The sequence below is a fragment of the Citrobacter sp. JUb117 genome (assembly GCF_024809055.1).
Classification (GTDB): domain Bacteria; phylum Pseudomonadota; class Gammaproteobacteria; order Enterobacterales; family Enterobacteriaceae; genus Citrobacter; species Citrobacter gillenii.
Genome location: NZ_JANUFB010000009.1, coordinates 62502 through 85231, shown reverse-complemented (window position 1 = coordinate 85231; position 22730 = coordinate 62502). Strand labels below are relative to the sequence as shown.

Annotated in this window: 24 protein-coding genes; 10 read left to right on the top strand and 14 right to left on the bottom strand. The window is 53.7% G+C overall.

The features are described 5' to 3' along the window. Nucleotides 1-71: 71 nt before the first annotated feature. Nucleotides 72-1406, top strand: a complete 1335-nt coding sequence (locus M2374_RS19015; RefSeq protein WP_174361368.1) for a PLP-dependent aminotransferase family protein — start codon at nt 72-74, stop codon at nt 1404-1406. A gap of 123 nt (nt 1407-1529) precedes the next feature. Next, complete coding sequence (locus tag M2374_RS19010) at nt 1530-1880, top strand: DUF2002 family protein (RefSeq protein WP_096756010.1); 351 nt, start codon at nt 1530-1532, stop codon at nt 1878-1880. Between the two features lie 35 nt (nt 1881-1915). On the opposite strand, the gene alaE is transcribed toward M2374_RS19010, so the two are convergent. After that, complete coding sequence (gene alaE / locus M2374_RS19005) at nt 1916-2365, bottom strand: L-alanine exporter AlaE (RefSeq protein ID WP_096756011.1); 450 nt, start codon at nt 2363-2365, stop codon at nt 1916-1918. A 488-nt stretch (nt 2366-2853) separates the two neighbouring features. Between alaE and stpA the strand changes: the two genes are divergently transcribed. Further along, nucleotides 2854-3255, top strand: coding sequence for a DNA-binding protein StpA (stpA, locus tag M2374_RS19000; RefSeq protein WP_115257656.1), 402 nt, complete (start codon nt 2854-2856; stop codon nt 3253-3255). A 35-nt stretch (nt 3256-3290) separates the two neighbouring features. On the opposite strand, the gene M2374_RS18995 is transcribed toward stpA, so the two are convergent. From M2374_RS18995 to M2374_RS18985, 3 genes are all read right to left on the bottom strand, one after another. After that, nucleotides 3291-3470 carry a hypothetical protein gene (locus M2374_RS18995; RefSeq protein ID WP_115257657.1) on the bottom strand — a complete coding sequence of 60 codons (180 nt, stop codon included), beginning with the start codon at nt 3468-3470 and terminating at the stop codon, nt 3291-3293. Nucleotides 3471-3550: 80 nt separating this feature from the next. Beyond that, nucleotides 3551-4078, bottom strand: a complete 528-nt coding sequence (locus tag M2374_RS18990; RefSeq protein WP_181688835.1) for a rhodanese family protein — start codon at nt 4076-4078, stop codon at nt 3551-3553. A gap of 9 nt (nt 4079-4087) precedes the next feature. Next, nucleotides 4088-4387 carry a helix-turn-helix transcriptional regulator gene (locus M2374_RS18985; RefSeq protein WP_096756015.1) on the bottom strand — a complete coding sequence of 100 codons (300 nt, stop codon included), beginning with the start codon at nt 4385-4387 and terminating at the stop codon, nt 4088-4090. A gap of 184 nt (nt 4388-4571) precedes the next feature. Here M2374_RS18985 and M2374_RS18980 point away from each other — a divergent pair, with 184 nt between their 5' ends. After that, nucleotides 4572-4730: a YqaE/Pmp3 family membrane protein gene (locus tag M2374_RS18980; protein WP_015585265.1), complete on the top strand. Its 159-nt coding sequence runs from the start codon at nt 4572-4574 to the stop codon at nt 4728-4730. Here M2374_RS18980 and csiR read toward each other — a convergent pair. From csiR to M2374_RS18945, 7 genes are all read right to left on the bottom strand, one after another. Further along, nucleotides 4727-5419, bottom strand: a complete 693-nt coding sequence (csiR, locus tag M2374_RS18975) for a DNA-binding transcriptional regulator CsiR (protein WP_135911541.1) — start codon at nt 5417-5419, stop codon at nt 4727-4729. The genes M2374_RS18980 and csiR overlap by 4 nt on opposite strands. 45 nt (nt 5420-5464) lie before the next feature. Further along, nucleotides 5465-6865, bottom strand: a complete 1401-nt coding sequence (gene gabP / locus M2374_RS18970; RefSeq protein ID WP_096756017.1) for a GABA permease — start codon at nt 6863-6865, stop codon at nt 5465-5467. A gap of 144 nt (nt 6866-7009) precedes the next feature. Next, the gene (gene gabT, locus M2374_RS18965) at nt 7010-8293 is read right to left on the bottom strand and encodes a 4-aminobutyrate--2-oxoglutarate transaminase (RefSeq protein ID WP_117343199.1); all 1284 of its coding nucleotides are present in this window, start codon (nt 8291-8293) and stop codon (nt 7010-7012) included. Between the two features lie 24 nt (nt 8294-8317). After that, nucleotides 8318-9766 (bottom strand): NADP-dependent succinate-semialdehyde dehydrogenase, encoded by a 1449-nt coding sequence (gene gabD / locus M2374_RS18960; protein ID WP_096756019.1) that lies wholly within the window; start codon nt 9764-9766, stop codon nt 8318-8320. Nucleotides 9767-9789: 23 nt separating this feature from the next. Further along, nucleotides 9790-11058 carry an L-2-hydroxyglutarate oxidase gene (lhgO, locus tag M2374_RS18955; RefSeq protein WP_096756020.1) on the bottom strand — a complete coding sequence of 423 codons (1269 nt, stop codon included), beginning with the start codon at nt 11056-11058 and terminating at the stop codon, nt 9790-9792. 19 nt (nt 11059-11077) lie between these two features. Next, nucleotides 11078-12055, bottom strand: coding sequence for a glutarate dioxygenase GlaH (gene glaH, locus M2374_RS18950; protein ID WP_181688836.1), 978 nt, complete (start codon nt 12053-12055; stop codon nt 11078-11080). Between the two features lie 260 nt (nt 12056-12315). After that, on the bottom strand, nt 12316-12918 hold the full coding sequence (locus tag M2374_RS18945; RefSeq protein WP_115257664.1) for a short chain dehydrogenase: 603 nt from the start codon (nt 12916-12918) through the stop codon (nt 12316-12318). Nucleotides 12919-13016: 98 nt separating this feature from the next. Here M2374_RS18945 and M2374_RS18940 point away from each other — a divergent pair, with 98 nt between their 5' ends. After that, nucleotides 13017-13907 (top strand): LysR family transcriptional regulator, encoded by an 891-nt coding sequence (locus M2374_RS18940; RefSeq protein WP_181688837.1) that lies wholly within the window; start codon nt 13017-13019, stop codon nt 13905-13907. A gap of 96 nt (nt 13908-14003) precedes the next feature. Here the strand turns inward: M2374_RS18940 and M2374_RS18935 are convergent, their stop codons facing one another. Genes M2374_RS18935 through M2374_RS18925 form a run of 3 tightly spaced genes read right to left on the bottom strand, consistent with a single transcriptional unit; the run spans nt 14004 to nt 16955 of the window. After that, complete coding sequence (locus M2374_RS18935) at nt 14004-15518, bottom strand: tripartite tricarboxylate transporter permease (RefSeq protein WP_096756024.1); 1515 nt, start codon at nt 15516-15518, stop codon at nt 14004-14006. 10 nt (nt 15519-15528) lie between these two features. Next, nucleotides 15529-15963, bottom strand: coding sequence for a tripartite tricarboxylate transporter TctB family protein (locus tag M2374_RS18930; protein ID WP_181688838.1), 435 nt, complete (start codon nt 15961-15963; stop codon nt 15529-15531). Nucleotides 15964-15977: 14 nt separating this feature from the next. Next, nucleotides 15978-16955: a tripartite tricarboxylate transporter substrate binding protein gene (locus M2374_RS18925; RefSeq protein ID WP_096756026.1), complete on the bottom strand. Its 978-nt coding sequence runs from the start codon at nt 16953-16955 to the stop codon at nt 15978-15980. Between the two features lie 152 nt (nt 16956-17107). On the opposite strand from M2374_RS18925, the gene tctD reads away from it, so the two are divergent. The 5 genes from tctD to M2374_RS18900 all read left to right on the top strand — a co-directional run bounded on the left by tctD (nt 17108) and on the right by M2374_RS18900 (nt 22729). Further along, a complete protein-coding gene (gene tctD / locus M2374_RS18920; protein WP_115257666.1) occupies nt 17108-17782 on the top strand; it encodes a transcriptional regulator TctD in 675 nt (224 codons plus the stop codon). After that, nucleotides 17769-19181, top strand: a complete 1413-nt coding sequence (locus tag M2374_RS18915; RefSeq protein WP_096756028.1) for a sensor histidine kinase — start codon at nt 17769-17771, stop codon at nt 19179-19181. The genes tctD and M2374_RS18915 overlap by 14 nt, the downstream gene beginning before the upstream one ends. Nucleotides 19182-19478: 297 nt before the next feature. Then, nucleotides 19479-20894, top strand: coding sequence for an undecaprenyl-phosphate glucose phosphotransferase (locus M2374_RS18910; protein WP_115257667.1), 1416 nt, complete (start codon nt 19479-19481; stop codon nt 20892-20894). Continuing rightward, a complete protein-coding gene (locus tag M2374_RS18905) occupies nt 20884-22170 on the top strand; it encodes an outer membrane beta-barrel protein (protein ID WP_137399095.1) in 1287 nt (428 codons plus the stop codon). Before M2374_RS18910 ends, M2374_RS18905 begins: the two co-directional genes overlap by 11 nt. Nucleotide 22171: 1 nt before the next feature. Continuing rightward, nucleotides 22172-22729, top strand: a complete 558-nt coding sequence (locus M2374_RS18900; RefSeq protein ID WP_096756031.1) for a polysaccharide biosynthesis/export family protein — start codon at nt 22172-22174, stop codon at nt 22727-22729. Nucleotide 22730 lies beyond the last annotated feature (1 nt).

The window sequence follows — 22730 nt, the reverse complement described above, 5'->3', positions numbered from 1 at the left end:
ATGACCCGCAATGTAGCACTATAATGGTCTGCTAAAGAGAGCCATATTGTTATCAAAAAAGCAGACCATAAATGCCACGCTACCAGCAAATCGCCCGTCAGTTAAAAACCGCTATTGAGAAAGGGGAACTTAAGCCTGGCACACGCTTGCCGTCCAGCCGCACCTGGTCCCAGGAACTGGGCGTTTCACGCTCGACGGTGGAAAACGCCTACGCAGATCTGGTGGCGCAAGGCTGGCTGGAACGACGCGGGCAGGCCGGAACGTTTGTCAGTCAGCAACTGCGGCTGGACACTTCGCCCGTCGCACCAACGGTCTTTGCCGGAGAAAACCCTACACCGCAACTTTTTCAGATGGGATTACCGGCGCTCGATCTCTTTCCCCGCGAAGTCTGGGCGCGGGTGATGGGGCGGCGTTTACGCACGCAGACACGTTCCGATCTCGCCTTGGGTGATGTCAGCGGCGAACTGTTGCTACGCCAGGCGATCGTTGATTATCTGCGCGTATCCCGCAGTATTGAGTGCCTGCCAGAGCAGATTTTTATTACTTCGGGCTATGCGGCCTCCATGACCTTAATCCTGCGGGCGCTGGCAAATCCCGGCGCAGGAATGTGGGTAGAAGATCCCGGTTTTCCGCTGATCCGCCCCGTTATAACGCAGGAACAGGTTGAACTGCTGCCCGTCCCGGTCGATGGCGAGGGTCTGGATGTGAGCGCCGGGATCCGCGACTACCCGCAGGCGCGTTTTGCCCTCCTCACGCCAGCCCATCAAAGCCCGTTGGGCGTTGCTCTCTCGCTTGACCGTCGACACCAATTGCTGGAGTGGGCCGCCCATGCGCGGGCATGGATCATTGAAGATGACTACGACAGCGAGTTTCGCTACCACGGAAAACCGCTGCCGCCGCTAAAAAGCCTGGATGCGCCGCAGCGGGTGATTTATGCCGGTACCTTCAGCAAATCATTATTTCCGGCTTTACGTACAGCCTGGCTGGTGGTACCGGTGACGGAGGTCGCGCGCTTTCGCCGCCAGGCGGCGCTGACGGCTTGTCACGTGCCGCTGTTATGGCAGCAAACGCTGGCGGATTTTATTCGTGATGGCCATTTCTGGCGGCACCTGAAAAAAATGCGCCAACACTATGCCCAGCGGCGTCAGTGGATGGAAAGTGCGCTGACGGAATACGGCTTTACCGTTGTACCTCAGCAAGGCGGAATTCAACTGGTGATATCGGTGAGCGGCGAAGATACGGCGTTGGTGCGCAAAGCGAATCAGGCTGGCCTGGCGGTTCAGGCGTTAAGCCAATGGCGAATAACTTCAACGGGAGAGGGCGGTATATTACTGTCATTTACCAATATCCCGTCGGTGGAAATGGCCCGGCAGGCCGCCCGTCAACTTCGGCTGGCAATAACCTGATCCAGCGCCATGCTTAAGATAGCCGCCTCACTCTCTTCATGCGTTTATGGACTTTTCTGAAAGCGTTGCTAATGCTGAATCAGGTAAGGTAAGCCCGCGGTAAAAGATAACGAGGAAAAATATATGTATTTAAGACCCGATGAGGTGGCGCGCGTACTTGAGAAAGTAGGCTTTACCGTGGATGTAGTGACGCAGAAAGCGTACGGTTATCGACGTGGCGAAAACTATGTGTATGTTAATCGTGAAGCGCGTATGGGACGCACAGCATTAGTGATCCACCCCACGTTAAAAGAACGAAGTTCTTCGTTAGCGGATCCGTCAACGGATATTAAAACCTGCGATCACTATCAGCAATTCCCGCTTTATTTAGCCGGAGAAACCCATGAACATTATGGTATTCCACACGGCTTCAGCTCGCGTATTGCGCTGGAACGTTATTTAAATGGGTTGTTTGGTGACGTGAGTACAAACTAAAGACGCGACTGGCGGGGCCAGTCGCGAAGAGACGTTTAGGCTTTCGCCTGATGATAGCTGCTGACTTTAAACAGGCGGCGGCAATAATCAAGGAAGTAGCCGTACACTGCACCCATCAACATTGAAACCACGATGTTGGAACTGACGGCCGCCGTGATCTGGTGCCAGTCTGCGCCAACCGTGAGCAGAATGACCACATACACCGGTGACTGGAAGGTCACGTATGCCAGCACATCCGCCAGATTTTTTGCCCATCCCGCCGGTGTGGCTTTACGCGCTGCACGCATAAACAGATCGCGGTACATACCGTAAGGCCAGGCGATCAGAATGTTGACAGGAATCGCCACCAGTCGGGAAGAGAGCGACTGCTCAAAGGTCATTCCGGAAAGGAATACTTCAATCAACATGTTCACGACAGAACAGTAAACAACCATCGCGAACGTGTCTGCTACAGCATGACGCAAGCGTGACTGCGGAGAGAACATGTTAATGCTCCTTGTAAGAAGAGGTAAAAAGGTATCGTATACCTTGTTTCTAGTGATTTGTTTTGCTGCTTTCGCGTTTCAATAGGATATCTGCCTGCATAATAACTATCAACTAGCTTAAAATTTTTATTTATTGTCTTTTTGTCGATAAAATGCTCTGTAATGGTCTGTTTTTTGTTCGTTTTGGCATTTTCGTTGTCATGTTGATTAAATGTCTTTCAAATCATTATGTTATATTGATTTGTTTTTCTGGTTTTTTTACGAACTTTTCTAGATGTTTTTGAATATTACGCCGACATATTTATTTTTATTATCGGGTCATTACAAAATTGCATTGCAGGATGCCCCTGCGATGGGGTGATAAATATTAAGGTAACGTTTTGATTAATAGCTCGAGATCGACAGGGGCTGGAAATAGAATAATCAATCGAATATAATTTTTGCTGTAATACCATTTTTGCTTTATGCGTTAAAGAGGTTTTATTAATATGAGTTCAATGTTAAAAAACTTAAATAATATCCGCTCGCTGCGTGCAATGGCTCGTGAATTTCCGGTCGATGTACTGGAAGATATGCTGGAAAAATTCAGGGTGGTCACCAAAGAACGACGTGACGAGGAAGAACAGTTACAGCGCCAGCGTGCAGAACAGCAGGAAAAAATTAATACGCTGCTGGCGCTGATGAAAGCAGATGGGATTGAGCCAGAAGAGTTGCTAAGCATGACGACGGTGACGTCGCGAGCAGTTAAAAAACGTCAGCCGCGCCCGGCAAAATATCGTTTTACCGATCTCAATGGTGAAGTGAAAACCTGGACTGGACAAGGCCGCACGCCAAAACCTATTGCGCAGGCGCTGGCTGCTGGTAAATCACTCGATGATTTTTTGATCTAATTAGCAAGGCGGTGAGAGTGTCTCACCGCTTATTTTCAGCAAACGCCAAAATCGCCGTCTTCGCTATATCGGGTGACATCTGCTGCTTTCAGGGTGAATTTTTCACCGCTTTCATTACTGGCCTGCACGGCCACAATCTGCTCGTCATTTACTTCAACAACTTTCAATTTTGGTCCGCCCATACGCGGTTGAACCAGATCGCCGGGTTTAAACATGCTGTCCTCCGTTCTTGATGGCAAAACCCACCATAGATCAGGGCCATCGGCGGGTACAGCGCTGTTTCACTGATTACCGCTTAATGAGTACGCCGATTCCAGGGCATTTTATCCAGCAGCCGCGCCATGCCGCAGAAGCCGGTAACGCCTGCCAGGATAAGCCCCGCGCCGACAAAGCCGCTGAGCAGAAAGAAGGTGCTGCCAACGGCGTAACCGAGAACCACGCCGAGTAAGATAAGACTGCCTGCGGCAATCTGCACCTGGCGCATCAGCGGTAACGGCTGTGATTTATCTTCTACGACCGGCAAACCTGCTGCCTTCCAGCCGTCGATTCCCCCCTCAAGCAGCCAGGACTGGGCTGGTGCAGCAATTGCACTCAGTTTTGTGGCCGCATTTTGTGTGCGCTTACCCGACTGGCAGTGAAAAATAATGCGATCAGCGCGTAAGTTATCCGGCAATAACCCCTGGTCGAGCGCGGACAACGGTGCCAGATGCGCCTGCGGAATATGTTCGCGCAGATACTCATCGGCATCACGAATATCAATCAGTTTGGCTCCTTGCGCTAACAGCGTCTGCGCCTCGCGCGGGGAAATCGTCCCAATGGTCATGTTGGCTCCTTACGGGCAATACAGTGTTTTTAATGTGGCGATGAGGGAATTCACCGCCGCATTTTTGATGAAGTAGAGAATGCGCTGGGCATCACGTTGGCGGTCTATTAATCCTTCTTCGCGCATCCGCGCCAGATGCTGGGAGGTGGCAGAGGGGCTGAGTCCGGTGATCCGTGCGAGCTCACCCGCGCTGGTCCCCGGCGACCCGCAAAGCATGCACAAAATGAGCAACCGCTTCGGGTTGCTCATTGCTTTTAGCAAGCTGGCGGCCTGTTCAGCGCTGGCCTGGAGTTGTTCGAGTTCAGTCATATTTATTTAAGTAATTGCTAAATTAAGAATAGTCTAAAATAAAGAGACAGCTTACGCCAGCGTCAAGAGCGTAAAGGAGGGTAAAACAGCAGGGCGAGACGGGTGGAGTTAGCTACACTGATTATTCTTAGAGATAAAATCTCTTTCTAAACAATGATTAATTTTTTGCTTGTAGGGAGTATGTATGGGTTTCTGGAGAATAGTTTTAACGATCATTTTACCTCCGCTTGGCGTGCTGCTGGGCAAAGGTTTTGGCTGGGCGTTTATCCTCAATATTGTGCTGACGCTGCTGGGCTATATCCCAGGTCTGATCCACGCTTTCTGGGTACAGACCCGTGATTAAACTTTTTCTGCCAGCTGTTTGCCGGACATCGCCTGCTGAATAATCGGAATCGGCGTCAGCAGGTGCTGGCGCATTAATTCGCTGGCGCGTACGGCATCGCGCGCCAGAATTGCGTCGGTCAGCGTCTGATGCTGATCGTGTTTATCTTCCAGCATTTCCACCGACAGCACCGTTTTACGCAGCCAGATAAACCGGTAGCGCGCCGCCAGAGAGAACAGCCGTTCACGCATTTGCAGCAGATACTGCGACCCACAGCCGGCAACAATCGCCGTATGAAACGCCTGATGGCGCTGATCCCATTCATCCAGCATCTCTTCGCTGGCATCAACGGCTTCCAGTTTGCTGAGCATATGCGCGCGCGCCAGAATTTCCGCTTCCCAGGCGTCGTCGCCGCGTTCGATAGCCAGACTGACCAGCATGGCTTCCATATTGGCGCGGGCGTCAAAAATATCCAGCAGCTCCTGCTCAGACATTGACGCCACACGATACCCTTTCTGATTGACCACCGTGACCAGTCGCTCCGCCACCAGTTGCGAAAGCGCCTCGCGCAACGGTCCTACGCCGAGTTCATAGCGTGACGTCAGCAGACTCATTCGCAATTTTTCATCGGGCTGAAACACCCCGCGGATAATGTCGTTCTTGAGCCAGCGGTATCCATCAATGGCCGTCGGTTGGGAAATGGCGGTCATGGTCTTACTCCTGAAAAGGTGTCCCGGCCTGCGCCGGGAACAGGTTTAGCGTGTACTGTGCAACGGTGCTTTTTGCCACGATAGCAGTTTTTTCCAGCGCGCCATAATCGGCACGGTGCAAATGATCGCGATGGCGAGCAGCCCGGTTGAGATGACTTCCAGCTGTTGTGCCGGACGAAACAGCATCGCCACCAGTACAAAGCCAATAAAACCGATCACCAGCCACGTCAGCCACGGATAGAGCCACATTTTCATCTTGATATCTGCACCTTCCGCCAGCAGGATTTTGCGCATCCGCAATTGGGAAACAGCAATGACCAGATAGACCAGCAGCGCGATGGCACCAGAGCTGTCGATGAGAAATTTAAACACTTTTGCCGGTGCGTAATAATTCACGATCACGGTGAGAAACGCCGCCCCGGTGGAGAGTAGCACGGCGACATAAGGCGTTTTGCTGCGGTTGAGTTTACCCATAAAAGCCGGGGCATCACCGCGACGGCTCAGGGAATACAGCATACGGGAGGAGGTATACAGCGCTGAGTTCAGACAGCTGGTGACTGACAGCAAAATGACACAGTCCATGATCAGCTTAGCGTGCGGGATATGCAGTAACTCCAGCACCGAGCGGTAAGAGCCCACCTCTTTCAGCCCCGGCATATTCCAGGGGATCAGCGCGACCACCACAAAAATGGAACACAGATAGAAAATGGAGATACGCCAGATGACCGAGTTCGTGGCGCGCACGATGTGTTTATCCGGCGTGTCGGACTCGGCGGCAGCAATGGTGACAATTTCTGCGCCCATAAAAGAGAACATGGTGATCAGCATCGCGCTCAGCACTGCGCCAAAACCGTTGGGCATAAAACCGCCCTGATCCCATAGCCTTGATACTCCGCTGACCTCGGCGTAGGGATAAAACCCACTAATCGCCGCCGCCCCGAGGGCAATAAATGCCAGGATGGCAATCACTTTGCACAGTGCCAGCCAGAACTCAAACTCGCCGTAATTTTTGACGCTTAGCAAATTACTGCCGGTTAACGCCAGCGTGATAACCAGGGAAAATAACCAGATGGGCACGCCCGGGATCCAGGAATGCAGAATGATGGCGGCAATGTTGGCTTCCAGCGGAATAACCAGCACCCAGAACCACCAGTACAGCCAGCCAATGGTATACCCAGCCCACGGGCCGATGGCCTTATCGGCATAGGTGGAAAACGATCCGGTATCCGGCGTGGCGACGGCCATTTCGGCCAGCATGCGCATAATCATCACCACCAGTAACCCGGCGAACAGATAGGCCAGTAGCACCGCAGGACCGGCTTCTGCAATCGCTACGCTTGAACCGACAAACAGGCTGGCGCCGATAACCCCGGCAATAGACAACATGGTGACGTGGCGTGATTTCAGCCCGCCCCCTAAATCATGTGATTGTGACACTTGCCCCATCTTTTAACCTCGTTATTGTTATTGACGTCGCTTCCTGCACCTTACCCGTAGGCCCGGTAAGCGGAGCGCTACCGGGCATCACAATATTGCCGGAGGCGGCGCATGCGCTTTATCCGGCCTACAATCCCCGCTCAGATACGGGGTTTAGCCTTGCTTCGCCTCGGCAAAACACTCGGCGATAATGTCCAGCCCCTGGCGGATTTGCCCGTCTTCAATGGTCAGTGGAACGAGGATGCGCAGCACGTTGTAGTACGGTCCGCAGGAGAGCAGGATCAGCCCTTTATCACGGGCGCGGGCGACAATTTCGGCGGTCAATTTCGCATTAGGCTTATGGCGATCGCCGTCTTCGAACAGTTCAATCGCAATCATCGCCCCCAGGCCACGTACGTCACCAATCTCACGGTGGGTTTCGGCAATCGCCAGCAGGCCGTTGCGCAGGGTGTTGCCGAGGTCATTGGCTTTTTGCAGCAGATTTTCCTGCTCGAAGATGTTCAGCACCGCCAGCGCGGCGGCACAGGCAATCGGGTTCCCGGCATAGGTGCCGCCCAGACCGCCCGGTGGGATCGCGTCCATCACCTCGGCGCGTCCGGTTACGCCCGCCAGCGGGAAGCCGCCGGCAATTGATTTGGCGAACGTGGTGATATCCGGCGCGACGCCCATTTGTTCCATCGCGAACAGCGTGCCGGTACGGCCCGCGCCGCTCTGGACTTCATCGGCAATCAGCATGATCCCATGCTCGTCACAAATGGCGCGCAGGCGCTGCATAAAGGCAGGGGAGGCGGCATAGAAACCGCCTTCGCCCTGGATAGGTTCAATGACGATGGCGGCAATGTCTTCCGGTGCGGCATCGTTTTTGAAGATGCGGTGGATACTGGCGATGGCATCGTCTTCGCTGATGTCATGCAGCGCACAAGGATACAGGGCGCGATAAACATGGCCCGGCATCAGCCCCATACCGGCAGAGTAAGGGTTTACCTTTCCGGTTAGCGACAGGGTGTAGTGAGTTCGGCCATGGTAAGCGCCGCTAAAGGCAATGGTACCGCTGCGTTTGGTGGCGGCGCGGGCAATTTTTACCGCGTTCTCCACCGCTTCGGAGCCGGTGGTTACCAGCAGGGTTTTCTTGGCGAAATCGCCCGGCACCTTTTGGTTCATGATTTCACACAGTTCGAGGTACGGCTCGTAGGCCAGCACCTGGAAGCAGGTATGCGACAGCTTTTTCAACTGCGCTTCTACCGCAGAGACAATCTGTGGGTGCAGGTGGCCGGTGTTCAGCACCGCGATGCCGCCAGCAAAATCAAGGAATTCACGCCCTTCAACGTCCCAGACCCGGCAGTTTTCTGCACGTTCGGCAAAAATCGGGTGGATCTGTCCTACGCCACGTGGAACTGCGTTGCTACGACGTTGCATGAGTTCTTTATTGGTGCTCATCAGGTGTTCTCCAGTATTGTTTTATTAAAGTCCGATACACATGTATTTGATTTCTAAATAGTCTTCGATGCCGTATTTCGATCCTTCACGGCCAAGACCGGAGGCTTTGATGCCACCAAAGGGAGCGACTTCGTTGGAGATAATGCCGGTGTTAATGCCGACAATGCCGTACTCCAGCGCTTCACCGACGCGGAAGACGCGGCTCAAATCACGGGCGTAGAAATAGGCGGCCAGGCCGAACTCGGTATCGTTGGCCTGCGCGATGACGTCAGCTTCGTCTTTAAAGCGGAACAGCGGTGCCAGCGGGCCGAACGTCTCCTCTTTGGCAACTTTGGCATGGTTGGGCACGTCGACGAGGATGGTTGGCTGGAAGAAATTACCGCCCAGCGCGTGAGCCTTACCGCCGCTGATAATCCGGGCGCCTTTATCCAGTGCGTCGGCAATGTGTTCCTCTACTTTGGCGACTGCCTTTTCATCGATCAGCGGTCCGGTGGTGACGTCAGGTTGCAGGCCGTCACCGAGGTGCAGCTTGCTTACGGCTTGCTGAAGTTTTTCGGCAAAGCGCTCATACACGCCATCCTGGACGTACAGACGGTTGGCGCAAACGCAGGTCTGCCCGGCATTGCGGAACTTCGAGGCCAGCGCACCTTCGACTGCTTTGTCGAGATCGGCATCGTCAAAAACGATAAACGGCGCGTTGCCGCCCAGCTCCAGCGACACTTTTTTGATGTCTTTGGCACACTGCTGCATGAGCTGACGACCAATTTCAGTGGAGCCGGTAAACGACAGCTTGCGCACCAGCGGGTTGCTGGTGAGCTCATTGCCGACCGCGCCCGCCGAACCGGTGACCACGCTGAAGACGCCTGCTGGGATCCCGGCGCGGTTAGCCAGTTCTGCCAGCGCCAGCGCGGAGAACGGCGTCTGGCTGGCGGGTTTAAGCACCATGGTGCAGCCTGCGGCCAGCGCCGGACCAGCTTTGCGGGTGATCATTGCCGACGGGAAGTTCCACGGCGTAATTGCGGCGGTGACACCAATGGGCTGCTTAATGACGATCAGGCGTTTATCGGCCTGATGGCCGGGAATGGTGTCGCCATAAATGCGTTTACCTTCCTCGGCAAACCATTCAATAAAGGAGGCGGCATAGGTGATTTCGCCTTTGGCTTCCGCCAGCGGCTTACCTTGTTCGAGTGTCATCAGGCGGGCGAGATCGTCCTGGTGCTCAATCATCAGGTTGAACCAGCGGCGCAGAATCGTCGCCCGCTCTTTGGCGGTTAGCGCACGCCAGGCAGGCAGTGCACGGTTAGCTGCCTCAATGGCTTCACGGGTTTCATCCGCGCCCATTTTCGGTACGCTACCCAATTGCTGACCGTTGGCGGGATTGGTCACCGCGATAGTTTCGCCGCCGTTGGCGTCGCGCCAGTGGCCGTCAATCAGCGCCTGCTGGCGAAATAAGGTGGGATCGTTAAGTTGCATAATAGCGTCCTGTCGTAAAAGGGTTAACGGGTAAAGGCGGCGTGTAATGTCTCCACGCTACGTGCCGCACGCAGCGTGCGTCCGGGATTGCTCTGGTTTTCCAGTAGCGCATGAACTTTGCTGACGATATGCGCCCCGATGGGGAGAGCCGACGTCGCCGCCGGAGAAGGCGCGTTGCAGGTGTGAATCGAACGCGGCGTGGTGACAAACAGGAAGTCGTCAATCAGTTTGCCATCCGGTGATACCGCCTGTGCCCGCACGCCCGCAGGCCAGGGCTGCAGGTCTTTTAGCGTCAGGCTCGGGCAGTATTTTTGTACCCGGCGCAGGTAGCCGCTTTTGCACAGCGAGTTTTTCATCTCGCTTAAGCCGGAACGTAAATTGTTTTGCAGCACCCGACGGATGCCGGAAGAGCCGAGGATTTCCAGCGTGTCACTCAACGAAATATCACGTTTACGATAGCCTTCACGCTTAAACGCCAGCACCGCGTTGGGGCCGACCGTGACGCTGCCGTCAATCATGCGGGTGAGATGTACGCCGAGAAACGGCATTGCCGGATCGGGGATCGGGTAGATCAGGTGGTTGACGATGTGGTTATGTTCCGGCGCCAGACGGAAGTATTCCCCGCGAAACGGACAGATGATAAAGCCCGGCTCAACGCCGAGCATTTTCACCAGTCGGTCAGCCATCAACCCGGAGCAGCTAATCAGCGTAGCACCCTCATACTCCTGGCCCTGGCGGGTGTGTACGATAACGCCCGCTGCGTGTTCTTTCAGGCCGCTGACTTCGGCGTTGTAAACAATCTCGCCGCCTTTGGCCTGGAAAATTCTCGCCATCGCGGCGGTGACGTCGCGGTAGCTGACAATCCCGCTTGATGGCACAAAAATCCCGCCCAGCCCGGTGATGTTAGGCTCGCGCTCGTGCAGTTCTTCGGCATTGAGCCATTCGCGCTCAAGACCGTTGGCGGCGGTGCGATCCCACAGGGCGCGCATACGCTCCATTTCAAGCGTTGAGGTGGCGACCAGCATCTTTCCACAGACGTCATAGCGGATGCCGTTTTGATCGCAAAAGGCTTTGGTGGCGAGATTGCCGGCCAGACAAAACTTCGCCTTCAGGCTGCCGGGGGTGTAATAGACCCCGGCATGGATCACTCCGCTGTTGTGGCCCGTCTGATGACAGGCCGGACCGGACTCTTTTTCCAGCAGAGCAATTCTGGCGTCCGGGTAGACATCAATCAGCTGCATGGCGGTCGACATGCCGATAATGCCGCCGCCAATAATCACAAAATCATACATCCGCTTAATTCCTTCGCGCTTACTGATGCGTCTGGTAGTGGTTTGTAGCGTAGGCAAAGTAACCACGCTGGCGCATCAGTTCGCGGCGCAGGTCCGGATGCGACGTAAAGCGATCGCGCCCGTGCAGCCAGAACAGGTTGTTGATCAGCAGGAATTTACCGACCGAAACCGGAACGGACAGGATGCTTTTGCTGGTCTCCAGCGCATCGGAGAGCGCGCTTAGCCAGACACCCTCTTCATAATCTTTTGGCTGGACGAACTGGTCGATGTAGCGCATTACCGGGCGACCCTGCTGGTCGACGTCAAACACCGGATGAAACACGTCCTGGCTGACGTTTTTGCTTGGCGGCGCGGCAAAACGCATTGGGCGGCGGGCCAGCGGATGGGTGAAGTAGTTCTCCAGATGTTCCCAGTCGTCGAGGTGCAGCAGCAGCGAATTGCCGCCGGTCATGTTCTGCTCATCGATTTTCATCATCAGCACGTAGTCGGTGATCTCTTCGAGGTAGGTGCCGTCGTTATGCAGCTCCATCACGCGGTGTGGCTGGCGCAGGTAGCTGTCGGAGTTATCGACGTTTTTCACCACGAAACGCGCGTAGAACTGACCGCTCATCGCATCAAAGTTGGAGCGGCCGATCAGATGCGCCACTGCCGTTGCCAGTTTGACCATCTCCTCTGCCTGCGCCACGTCATCGACACCTTCCGCGTTGATCAGCAATGCACCTTCGGCGCGATCCAGCAGCGTTTTTAGCAGCAACGGTTGCAGCTGATTGCCGCAGAAGTCGTCGAGGATGTTTGCCACTTTGAAGCGCAGGAAGGATTTGTATTCCAGCGCCTGCACCGGCCATTGCGCTACGGCCTGCAGAAATTGCTCAGCGGTTTGGGCAGAAAATGTCAGCTCCAGCAAGCGTGGTGACTGCGCTGACGGTTTCAGCGTGAAGCCACGGTAGTGCTGGGCTGGATCTTCAGCGTTCGGTTGTACGGCAGTCAGTGCGTTCATCAGAATCGATCCTCTCAGTAGATTGTCAGGGAGACATGGCGCTGCTCGTTTCGTAGCCATAAATTAAAAATATCTACATTTTTGGAAAACGCGCACAGAATGAACTTGTTTGTTTATTATTTGTGATCAAAGGCAACAAATATTTAACATTATAAAAGGTGAGGGTAATTACGCGGAGCGGGAGGATATACGGAGAAGGATCTTTTAAAACAGAGGGTTAATCAGGCTGCCGCTGGCGGAGCGCCGCGACAGCCACAATATCAGTAGCCGACTTTGTAAATACGACCGGTTTGAATGCCTTCGACGCTGCGGCGATAGGCGTTAGCGACCGTGGCGGCGGGGACGCTTTCAAAGCCGGGGAAGAAACCGTCATACGCCGCAGCGGATTCACTCAGCACGGTGGGGCTTATCAGGTTAATGCGTATGCCGCGCCCTAATTCGCAGGCTGCGGCGCGTACAAACCCTTCCAGTCCGGCGTTGACCGTTGCCGCGCTGGCCCCTTGCGCAATCGGCTCATGGGCGATAATGCCGCTAATCAGCGTAATCGAGCCGCCCTCGTTAAGGTAATGCTGCCCGGTCAATGCCAGCCGCACCTGGCCTAGCAACTTATCCTGCAACCCCTGATTAAACTCGCCGTCGGTCATGGTCGACAGGGGGCCAAAGAACAGGCTACCGGTGGCGGAAACGATGGCATCTACCCGACCGATTTTTTCAAACAGCGCCTGCACGCTGTGCTGTGAGGTGATATCGACCTGGTAATCACCCTGCGTGCGGCCCACGCGAACAATCTCATGTTTGCGACCCAGTTCTTCTGCGACTGCGCGGCCGACGGTACCGCTGGCACCAATAATGACGATTTTCATAACCACCTCCGCAATTGTGTGAGCCGCTATTCTTTAATGAAAATGAAATCGGATAAACTGGCTAAAAGTTAGATGATTACTAACCATAGGTTTGTAATATGGATAAGCTTCGCGGCATGGAAACGTTTATCGCCGTGGTGGAAAGCGGCAGCTTTGCCGGGGCGGCAACGCGGCTGGAAATGTCGGCGGTGATGGTAGGGAAATATATCGCACTGCTGGAAGCGCAGCTCGGTACACGGTTACTGGAGCGCAACACCCGTCGCCAAAGTCTGACCGACGCCGGGCGCGTCTATGTTGAGGAAGCCCGGCGGGTGCTGGAACAGGTGTCGATAGCCGAACGCTCGGTTGAACGACTGCGGTTGGCACCGGCGGGGACGCTGCGCATCAGCGCGCCCACGTCTTTTGGCGCCTGTGTCGTTTCGCCGCTGGCCGCGGCTTTTTTACAACGCTGGCCCGAGGTGCGTATTGAACTGGATCTGACTAACCGGATGGTGGATTTGGTGAACGAGGGGGTCGATCTGGCGATCCGCATTGGTGATATTCACCAGACGGATGTGGTGGCGAAATATCTGTGCCCGTACCGTATGGCGATCTGCGCGTCAGCGGACTATCTGGCGCGTTACGGTACGCCCCGGACGCCTGCAGATCTGGTGGACCATCTGTGCTTGTCCCACACGGTGTGGACGGCGCGTAACGAATGGACGTTGCCGGGTATGGAAGGTGAAGTCAGATGGAAACGCGATGCGATCCTGCGCTGTAACGATGGTCACGGTCTGCGCATGGCGGCAGTGGCGGGCGCGGGGTTGCTGTTGCAGCCGGAAGTGTTGCTGGCGGACGAGCTTGCCAGCGGCAAACTGGTTCGAGTGCTGGAGGGCTTTACGCCACAGCCGCGACCGATTCATCTGCTGTGGCGTCAGGATTTACGCCCCTTGCCGAAACTGACGCAGTTTGTCGAGCAGATGCTGGAAGGCACGCAGGGGTTACGCTGAAAATAAAAATGCCGGATGGCGCTGCGCTAATCCGGCCTACGGGAGGTAGCTATTGTAGGCCGGACTAGACGCGTCAGCGCCCCATCCGGCCTATTATTAGCCGATATCCACCTGCGGTTTGCGGTTGCGCTTGCGGATCAGGCGCAGCACCGGTGGGATCACGATAACCATCACCGCCATCGCCAGCAGGACTTTTGCCACGCCGCTGGCCCACAGAATATCCATACTGCCGTTGCTGATCGACAGCGCGCGGCGCAGGTTCTGCTCCAGCATTTCGCCCAGTACAAAGCCCAAAATCAACGGCGACATCGGGAAGTGCATTTTACGCAAAATGTAGCCGAAGACGCCGAGCCCGACCATCAGCACCAGATCGAACGTCGTACTGTGTACCGCGTACACACCGACAGCGGAGACCGCCGCGATGGCCGGCACCAAAAACCACAGCGGGATGGTCAACATGCGGGTAAACAGACCGATCAGCGGGATGTTCATCACCAGCAGCATCACGTTGGCAATCAGCAGTGCCGCAATCAATCCCCAGACGATGTCCGGTTGCTCGGTAAACATCGCCGGACCCGGCGTGATGTTGTACAGCGTCAGCGCGCCCATCATCACCGCCGTGGTGCCGGAGCCAGGTACGCCGAGCGTCAGCATTGGAATAAACGAGCCGCAGGCCGAGGCGTTGTTCGCCGCCTCCGGTGCGGCAACGCCGCGAATATCCCCTTTACCGAAGCTGTCGCTGTTACCGCTGAGCTTTTTCTCGGTCATGTAGGTGATGGCGCTGGCGATGGTCGCCCCGGCGCCAGGCAACACGCCGACAAAAAAGCCTATCACCGACGAGCGCAGCGTCGCGCCCACGCATTGCGCACCTTCTTTGGCGTTGAACATCATGCGGCCGGTTTTACGTACCAGCGCCTGACCGCTGCTGGTATGTTCCAGCATTAACAGGATTTCTGAGACAGAGAACAGCCCAATCACCACCACGATAAACTGCACGCCGTCGGAGAGATGAACACTGTCAAAGGTGAAGCGATATACCCCGGTGTTGGCGTCTACGCCGACGGTCGCAAGGCCAAGACCGATCAGCGCTGCCAGAAAGGATTTCAGCGGGTTTTGCGCCATCATGCTGCCGAGGCAAGCAATGGCGAAGACCATTAAGGCAAAGTATTCTGCCGGACCGAAGGCCAGCGACCATTGAGCCAGTGCCGGAGCAAACAGAATGATGCCGCCGATGGCGATCAGCGAGCCAAAGAAAGAGCTGACCGCCGAGATAGAGAGTGCCACGCCGCCGCGTCCTTGCTGCGCCATCGGGTAGCCGTCGAGGGCGGTCATAATAGCGGCGGCATCGCCGGGCACGTTCAGCAAAATCGACGAGATTCGCCCGCCGTATTCGCAGCCGATGTAAACGGTCGCCAGCAGGATCAGTGCGGACTCTGCGGGCAGGTGCAACGCAAAAGCCAGCGGCAGCAGGATCGCCACGCCGTTAATGGGGCCTAGCCCCGGCAACAGCCCGACAATGGTGCCAACAAAACAGCCGATCAGCGCAATGACCAGGTTTTCAGGCGTCATCGCCACCGCAAAACCCTGAGAAAGATATATCCAGGTATCCATCGTTTCTCCGTTAACTCAGCCAGGCGCCGAGAGGTAAGGTGACGTCAAGCAGCCGATCGAAGGCATACCACAGCAGAATGCCAAGAACCGACCCGGAAATACCCGCCGCCGGGATGGTGGCCCCGAACAGCAGGCCAATCACCACGGTGAGAATGGCGGTGGCAATGGGAAAGCCCAGCCACTCGAATCCCCAGGCGTACATAAACAGAATAATCACCATCGTCAGCAGCTTTTGCAGTACGTGGCGACGAGGCCAGCTGATGGTGTCCGGGTGGCGCAGGAGTAACGCCACGGCGCACAGCAACATCAGGCCGATAATGCCCAGCGGAAAGGGACGCGGGCCGACCGGCTCATAGCTGTATTCGCTGGTTATTTGCCAGGCCACGAACAGCCCGGCTACACAGAGCAACAGCCAGATACCCGCAAAAATACGATCGCTCATCATTGTTGCCCCTGCGCTTATTTAGCCAGACCGAAGGCTTTTGCCTGCTCACGATAATCGGTGACCTGCTTCTTCACGTAGGCGTCGAGTTGTTGCCCACTCATGTTGAATTCAAACAGACCGCGAAGATCGCGTTGCTTTTTAAATTCATCGGTTTGTTGGAGTTTGGCAAAGGCGTCCACCCACCATTGATACTCGGCGTCGCTGACTTTGGGTCCGACGTAGAAGCCGCGGATAATCGGCCACACGAGGTCATATCCCTGCTCTTTGGCGGTGGGCACATTGGCTAACTGACCCGGTAAACGCTGGTCGGAGAACACCGCCAGGACGCGGATTTTGTCGCCGTTGAGGTAGGGCACCATCTCGCTGAGATCGCCGGAGACCACCTGCACGTGATTGCCCATCAGCGCCGTGACCGGTTCACCGCCGCCCTCAAACGCCACGTAACGCATCTTATGCGGATCGACGTTGGCTTTTTGCGCCAGCAGCGCCGACTTCATCCAGTCCTGACTGCCAATAGAGGCACCGGCGCCAATCACTACGCTGTTGGGATCTTTCTCCATGGCCGTCAGCAGGTCTTTCAGCGTTTTCCATGGGGCATCGTTGCGCACGGCAATCATGCCGTAGTCGGTGCCGACGCTTGCCAGCCAGCGCACATCGTCGACGCCGTAACGGCCAAATTTACCCTGCGACAGGTTCAGCAGCGACCCGCCGGAGAAGGCCACCACGGTGCCTGCTTCGGCAGGGCGTTGGGCGACGATGGCGTTATAGGCGACCGCCCCGACGCCGCCAGGCATATAGGTCACGCGCATCGGTTTTTCGATGGCGCCGGTTTCCATCATGCTCACCTGAATCAGCTTACAGGTGAGGTCAAAACCGCCGCCGGGTTTTGCCGGGGCGATACATTCGGTGCGTGAAGGCGCTTGTTCCGCCAGAACAGAGGTACTCATCAGTAACATGCTTGCAGTAAGGGTACGAAGTAATTGTTTTTTCATTATTTATCCTCACGCCGGATGACCGGATTTCGGGTACGGAAGATTATTTTTGTGATTATGTGAGCCGATGTGTAGCAGTTCGGTTGCGTGATTGTTAAAACATTAACCTTTCAATTCCCTTTCAATGCGGCAGAAACTTTACAGGATGTGATATGCGTCTCTTATTAGCGGAAGATAACCGTGAGCTCGCTCACTGGCTGGAGAAAGCGCTGGTGCAAAACGGTTTTGCCGTTGACTGCGTGTTTGATGGTCTGGCGGCCGATCACCTGTTACACAGTGAAACCTATGCGCTGGCGGTGCTGGACATCAATATGCCTGGGCTGGACGGTCTTGAGGTGGTTCAGCGGCTGCGTAAGCGCGGGCAAACACTTCCCGTTTTGCTGCTGACAGCACGTAGTGCGGTGGCGGATCGGGTAAAAGGGCTTAACGCCGGTGCGGATGATTACCTGGCAAAACCGTTTGAGCTTGAAGAGCTGGATGCCAGGCTGCGGGCGCTGCTGCGGCGTAGCGCGGGGCAAGTGCAGGGTATACAGCAACTCGGTGAGCTGGCGTTTCATGATGAGGGTTATTTTCTGCTGCAGGGACAACCGCTGGCGCTGACGCCGCGCGAACAGGCGCTGCTGACGGTGCTGATGTACCGACGGTTGCGTCCGGTCTCGCGCCAGCAGTTGTTTGAACAGGTCTTCAGCCTGAGCGATGAGGTCAGCCCCGAAAGTATTGAACTTTACATCCACCGTTTGCGTAAAAAACTGAACGGCAGCGACGTGCGTATCGCGACCCTGCGCGGCCTGGGCTATGTGCTGGAGCGCAGTGATGAAGTGGGTTAAGCCGCAGTCGCTGTATCTGCAACTGCTGATGTTCCTTGGCTTACCGCTGCTACTGCTGTGGGGGCTGTCGGCGTTTAACAGCTATGTCAGTGCCCTGCAGGCAGCGACCCAGGCGTATGACCGGACGCTGCTCTCATCGGCGAGAACGGTATCCGAGCGGCTGGTGGTGCGCAATAAACGCCTGGAAGTCAACGTACCGTGGGTGGTACTGGACAGCTTTGAGCTGAACATGAACGATCGGCTGTACTACAAGGTGGTGGATCCGACGGGGAAGGTCATTTCTGGCTATGACGATTTGCCGGCGATGCCGCCTTCCACCTCGCGCACCCGGCTATACCCGGCGCTGGCGTGGTTTTATCATACTGAATATCGCGGGGAGGCTATTCGTGTGGCACGCCTGCTCCAGCCGGTGAATGAAGGCGGGATTGTCGGTATGGCGGAGATTTATGTCGCCGAAACGCTGCAATCACGACGCTATCTGGCGCGACAGCTGCTGTTCTCATCCTGGGTATCCCAGGGGTTGCTGGTACTGCTGACGCTGGTGCTGGTCGGCTGGCTGCTGCGACGGGTATTACGCCCGATGCGCCAGCTGTCATCATTGATGGTACGCCGCGAGCCGGGGCTGCTGACGCCACTGCCGGAGCTGCTGCCGTGGTCGGAAACTCGTTTGCTGATCGTGGCCTTCAATCGCTACATTGACCGGCTACGCGCACTGATATCGCGCCAGGAGCGGTTCAGCGCAGATGCTTCTCATCAGTTAAAAACCCCGCTGGCGGTGCTAAAAACGCAGGCTGCGGTAGCCCTTGCTAGCCCGCAGCCGCAGCAGTGGTATGAGAGTTTACAGGCCATGAGCACTACGCTCGACAGCACCATTCAATTGACGGAGCGATTGTTACAGCTTTCTGCCGTGAAGCGCAAAGAGCAGGGAGAAAGACACTTTTCACCGGTCAATCTGTTTGAGGTGGTGCAAACCAGCTGTTTTACCCGCCTGGCGCAGGCGCGCAGCAAAGCCATCGATCTCGGCTATGAAGGGGAACAAGAGGCGGTGTGGATTGAAGGGGATGATGTTTTGCTCGGTGAACTGTGCGGAAATCTGCTGGATAATGCGCTGAAATACACGCCTGCACAGGGGATGGTCACCGCCCGCCTGCTGCGTGAGGGAGAAAGCGTGGTGCTGGTGGTTGAAGACAGTGGCCCCGGTATTGATGACGATCGGGTGCATCAGGCGCTGTTACCGTTTCATCGCCTGGATAATGTGGACAATGTACCCGGGGCGGGGATTGGGCTGGCGCTGGTCAATGATATTGCTCGCCTGCACCGCACGCACCCACAACTGTCGCGCAGTGAAACTCTGGGAGGGTTAAGCGTGCGGGTGCGGTTTTTATGCGTCGCGGGTTAAAGCAGCTAAAAATAATCAGGTATAACCTATTTTGCTAGTCGACGAATGGTTAACTGTCAATAATATATTTTTCGCAGGTAATCATCTTTTCTAATAATAAAAAATAAATGTTATAAAATTTAATATGCAATAAAATCATAATGATGTAAATTTCACTTGCGATCATTGTCACATTTTGTAATATTTATTTTTACATTTACTGACAGTCCAACATTGCGATTTTTAAGCTTGTGATATAATTAACAATATGAAATGAGAAAAAAAACAATTAAAGATCAACCGATAATAGGCTGAGATATGCTTAAGAATTCGCTAAAGATTAGCAGTCAAGGATATCCAGTCTTTTTAAAACTGGTCGATTTCCTTGTCATCAATATTACGTTAATTTTTAGCGCGCATCTGCTAGGCATAGTGCCGTTTTCGACGATTGTTATCCTCAGTGTGATCTTCTCGCTGATGTTTTTGTTGTTTGCTGAATACACTAAAATGTATCAGCAAAAGATAAAAACCATTGGTTTACGTAATCAGAAACGGCTGATTTCGTGCACGCTGCTGGCTATTTTTTTTAACGAACTGCTGAGCATGACGGTAGCTGAACCTGAGTCACTGGGATACCTCGAGCCTCTGGCACCTCCTTTTTGCTCTGCCATCATCTACTGGTATTTTATTCCACTGCCTTTTCTCTATTCTATTCGTTTTTTTCTTTTTAAATATTCAACAAAAAAATATGTGCGTGTTGCCGTTATTGGCCTGACTGAGAATGGTCTGGCGGCGGAAAATGCGTTGACTACGGAATACGCCAACATCAAGTTAGACCTGGCATTTTATGATGAGCGCAGTCCAGATCGTTGTGGCGATGTGGTTGATAAAATAAAAAGCCCCTTTCGCGGCTCGGTCATTAATTTAGTTGAAGAAGCCAAAAATGGGAATATAGATGAGATCTATATTGCGCTACCGATGGTGGCGTTACAGCGCATTCGTCATTTTTTGGCGATGATGTCTGATACCACGGTCGATACCTATATTGTGCCTGACTTTTATACCTACAGTAACAATATGTCCAAGCTGCGCTCGATCCACAACCTGCAAACCATCGGCATTTTTAGCTCGCCGTTTGAAGGTGCAGGATCGTTTATTAAGCGGACTGAAGATCTGGTACTCGGGAGTCTCATTATGGTGATGATCTCCTCACTGATGCTAGTCATCGCCATTGGGATCAAACTCACCTCGCGCGGCCCGGTATTTTTCAAACAAGACCGCTATGGTCTGAGTGGGCAAAAAATTAAGGTCTGGAAGTTTCGCTCAATGCGGGTGATGGAGAATTCTGACACCGTTATTCAGGCTACGAAGAACGATCCACGGGTGACGAAATTCGGTAGTTTTTTACGTCGCACCTCGCTCGATGAACTGCCGCAATTTATTAATGTGTTGCAGGGAAGTATGTCGATTGTCGGTCCCAGACCGCATGCAGTTACGCATAACGAGCAGTACCGTAAGCAGGTCGAAAATTACATGATCCGCCATAAAGTGAAGCCAGGGATCACCGGTCTCGCGCAGATTAATGGGTTTCGTGGGGAAATCGATGCGCTCTATAAGATGGAAAAACGAGTCCAGTATGACATTGAATATATTCAAAACTGGTCATTATGGTTGGATATAAAAATTATTATTAAAACTATTTTCAAAGGATTTGTCGGTAAGAATGCATACTAAAATACTCGTTATTACCGGGATCGTGATATCGCAGTCCGCATGGGCTGATCTGACACCGAAATCACACATTGGCTTTGCGGGGATCGACTTCCAGGGCAAGGTTGCTGTGGATTATGGTTATGATGATAACGTGACATATCAGCCACATAACCGTGATGCGAAAGGTTCCGCCTTTCAGAGTGCTGCGCCCGTGTTGAGTATGATCGGTGAGCGCGGTCAGGATACGTATTTGCTGATGTATTCGGGGGATTATCGCCACTACTCCAGCGATTCTGCGGATAACTACAACGATCATTTTTTCCGTTTTAACGGTGCCTGGCGTTACGGGCGAATGCACGGCTTAACCCTAAATCTGGAAGATTCGCTTGGGCATGAAGATCGTGGTCGCGATATTACTGAGGGCTTTTTGCCGAGTCAGTTTCGCCAGTATGGGATTAAATCTCCACTGACGACCAATTTTATCAACAGCGAACTGCGCTACAGCTACGGCGCGCCGGATGGGCGCGGTAAAGCGGAACTGGCGTTGTTATATAAAAAGCTGACGTTCGGTAATACGTCGGATGTTCAGGATACCAGTAAAGAATTTTATACCTACATTCAGCAGCAGGAATGGCATGAGAATAGCCTGGTTGCGGAGATATTTGACCAGTACACGTCGAGAACACGTTTTCGCTATAGCTTTATTACTAACCAGCGTCATTACGATAACAACTCAGAAAAAGACAGTAATGAATACTATTTGCTTTACGGCCTGAAATCGCAGTTGACGGGTAAAACGAATGTCGACATGAATATTTCATGGTTATACAAAACATTTGAAAACGATCCAAACTCGCATGATTTTAATGGTCTAAACTGGGATGTAAAAGGAGAGTGGAAACCGTTACAGCAGTCAGTTTTCACCGCGCGGACGTCACAAAGTATTAAAGACCCATCGGAAGTTGGGGGCTATATTTTAGTTACTGAATATGGGATTTCTTACCAGCATTTTTGGTTGGGTAATCGCTTTTCTACCCTTCTCGACTATGCATACACCATGGAAGATTATAAAAAACAGAACAAAGATCGCCATGATAAAAATGGTGTATTTAGCGTAACGATGAGCTATGACTACACGCCGTCGGTGAATTTTGCGATTAAATATCAGGTAGATACATTGAATTCTAATAAGGATACTGACTCGTTTTATATCGGTCCCAACGACAAATATAAAGTCATCAGAACGCTAGGTTATGATAATTCTATGATTATGCTTACAGCTAAGGTTCAGATCTAAAATGAAAATAATAGAACTGTGCGCGTTTTTTCTATTCAGTATCCTGTTGGTCGGATGCGCAACGTCCAGGCCACCATTAACGGACGACCCTGCGGCAAGCGCAGAGGATTACCGTCTTGGTGCGGGGGATACGGTCAATATTGTGGTTTACGGCGAACCCGAGATGACCATGAAATTTATCGTCGATAAAAGCGGAACCATCAATTTCCCTTATATTGGCACGCTCGCATTAAAAGAGAAAACGCCGGACCAGGTGACTGCGGAATTAACGCAACGCTTGCGTAATGGATATATGGTTAATCCCATGGTGACGGTTAGCGTCGCTGAATTCCGTAAATACTACGTATCAGGCGAAGTGAAAAGCCCTAATGCTTTTGCGTATGAGCCGGGGCTTACCGTGGAGAAAGCGATCGCTCAGGCGGGCGGATTTACCGATCGCGCTGACCGTAAAGATATCAATATTCGCCAGGCGGGCAGTCATCAGCTGCTGGAGAATGTGGATTTAACGCACTCGGTGCGTCCAGGTGACGTTGTGATCATTGGCATGGGGTTCTTCTAAT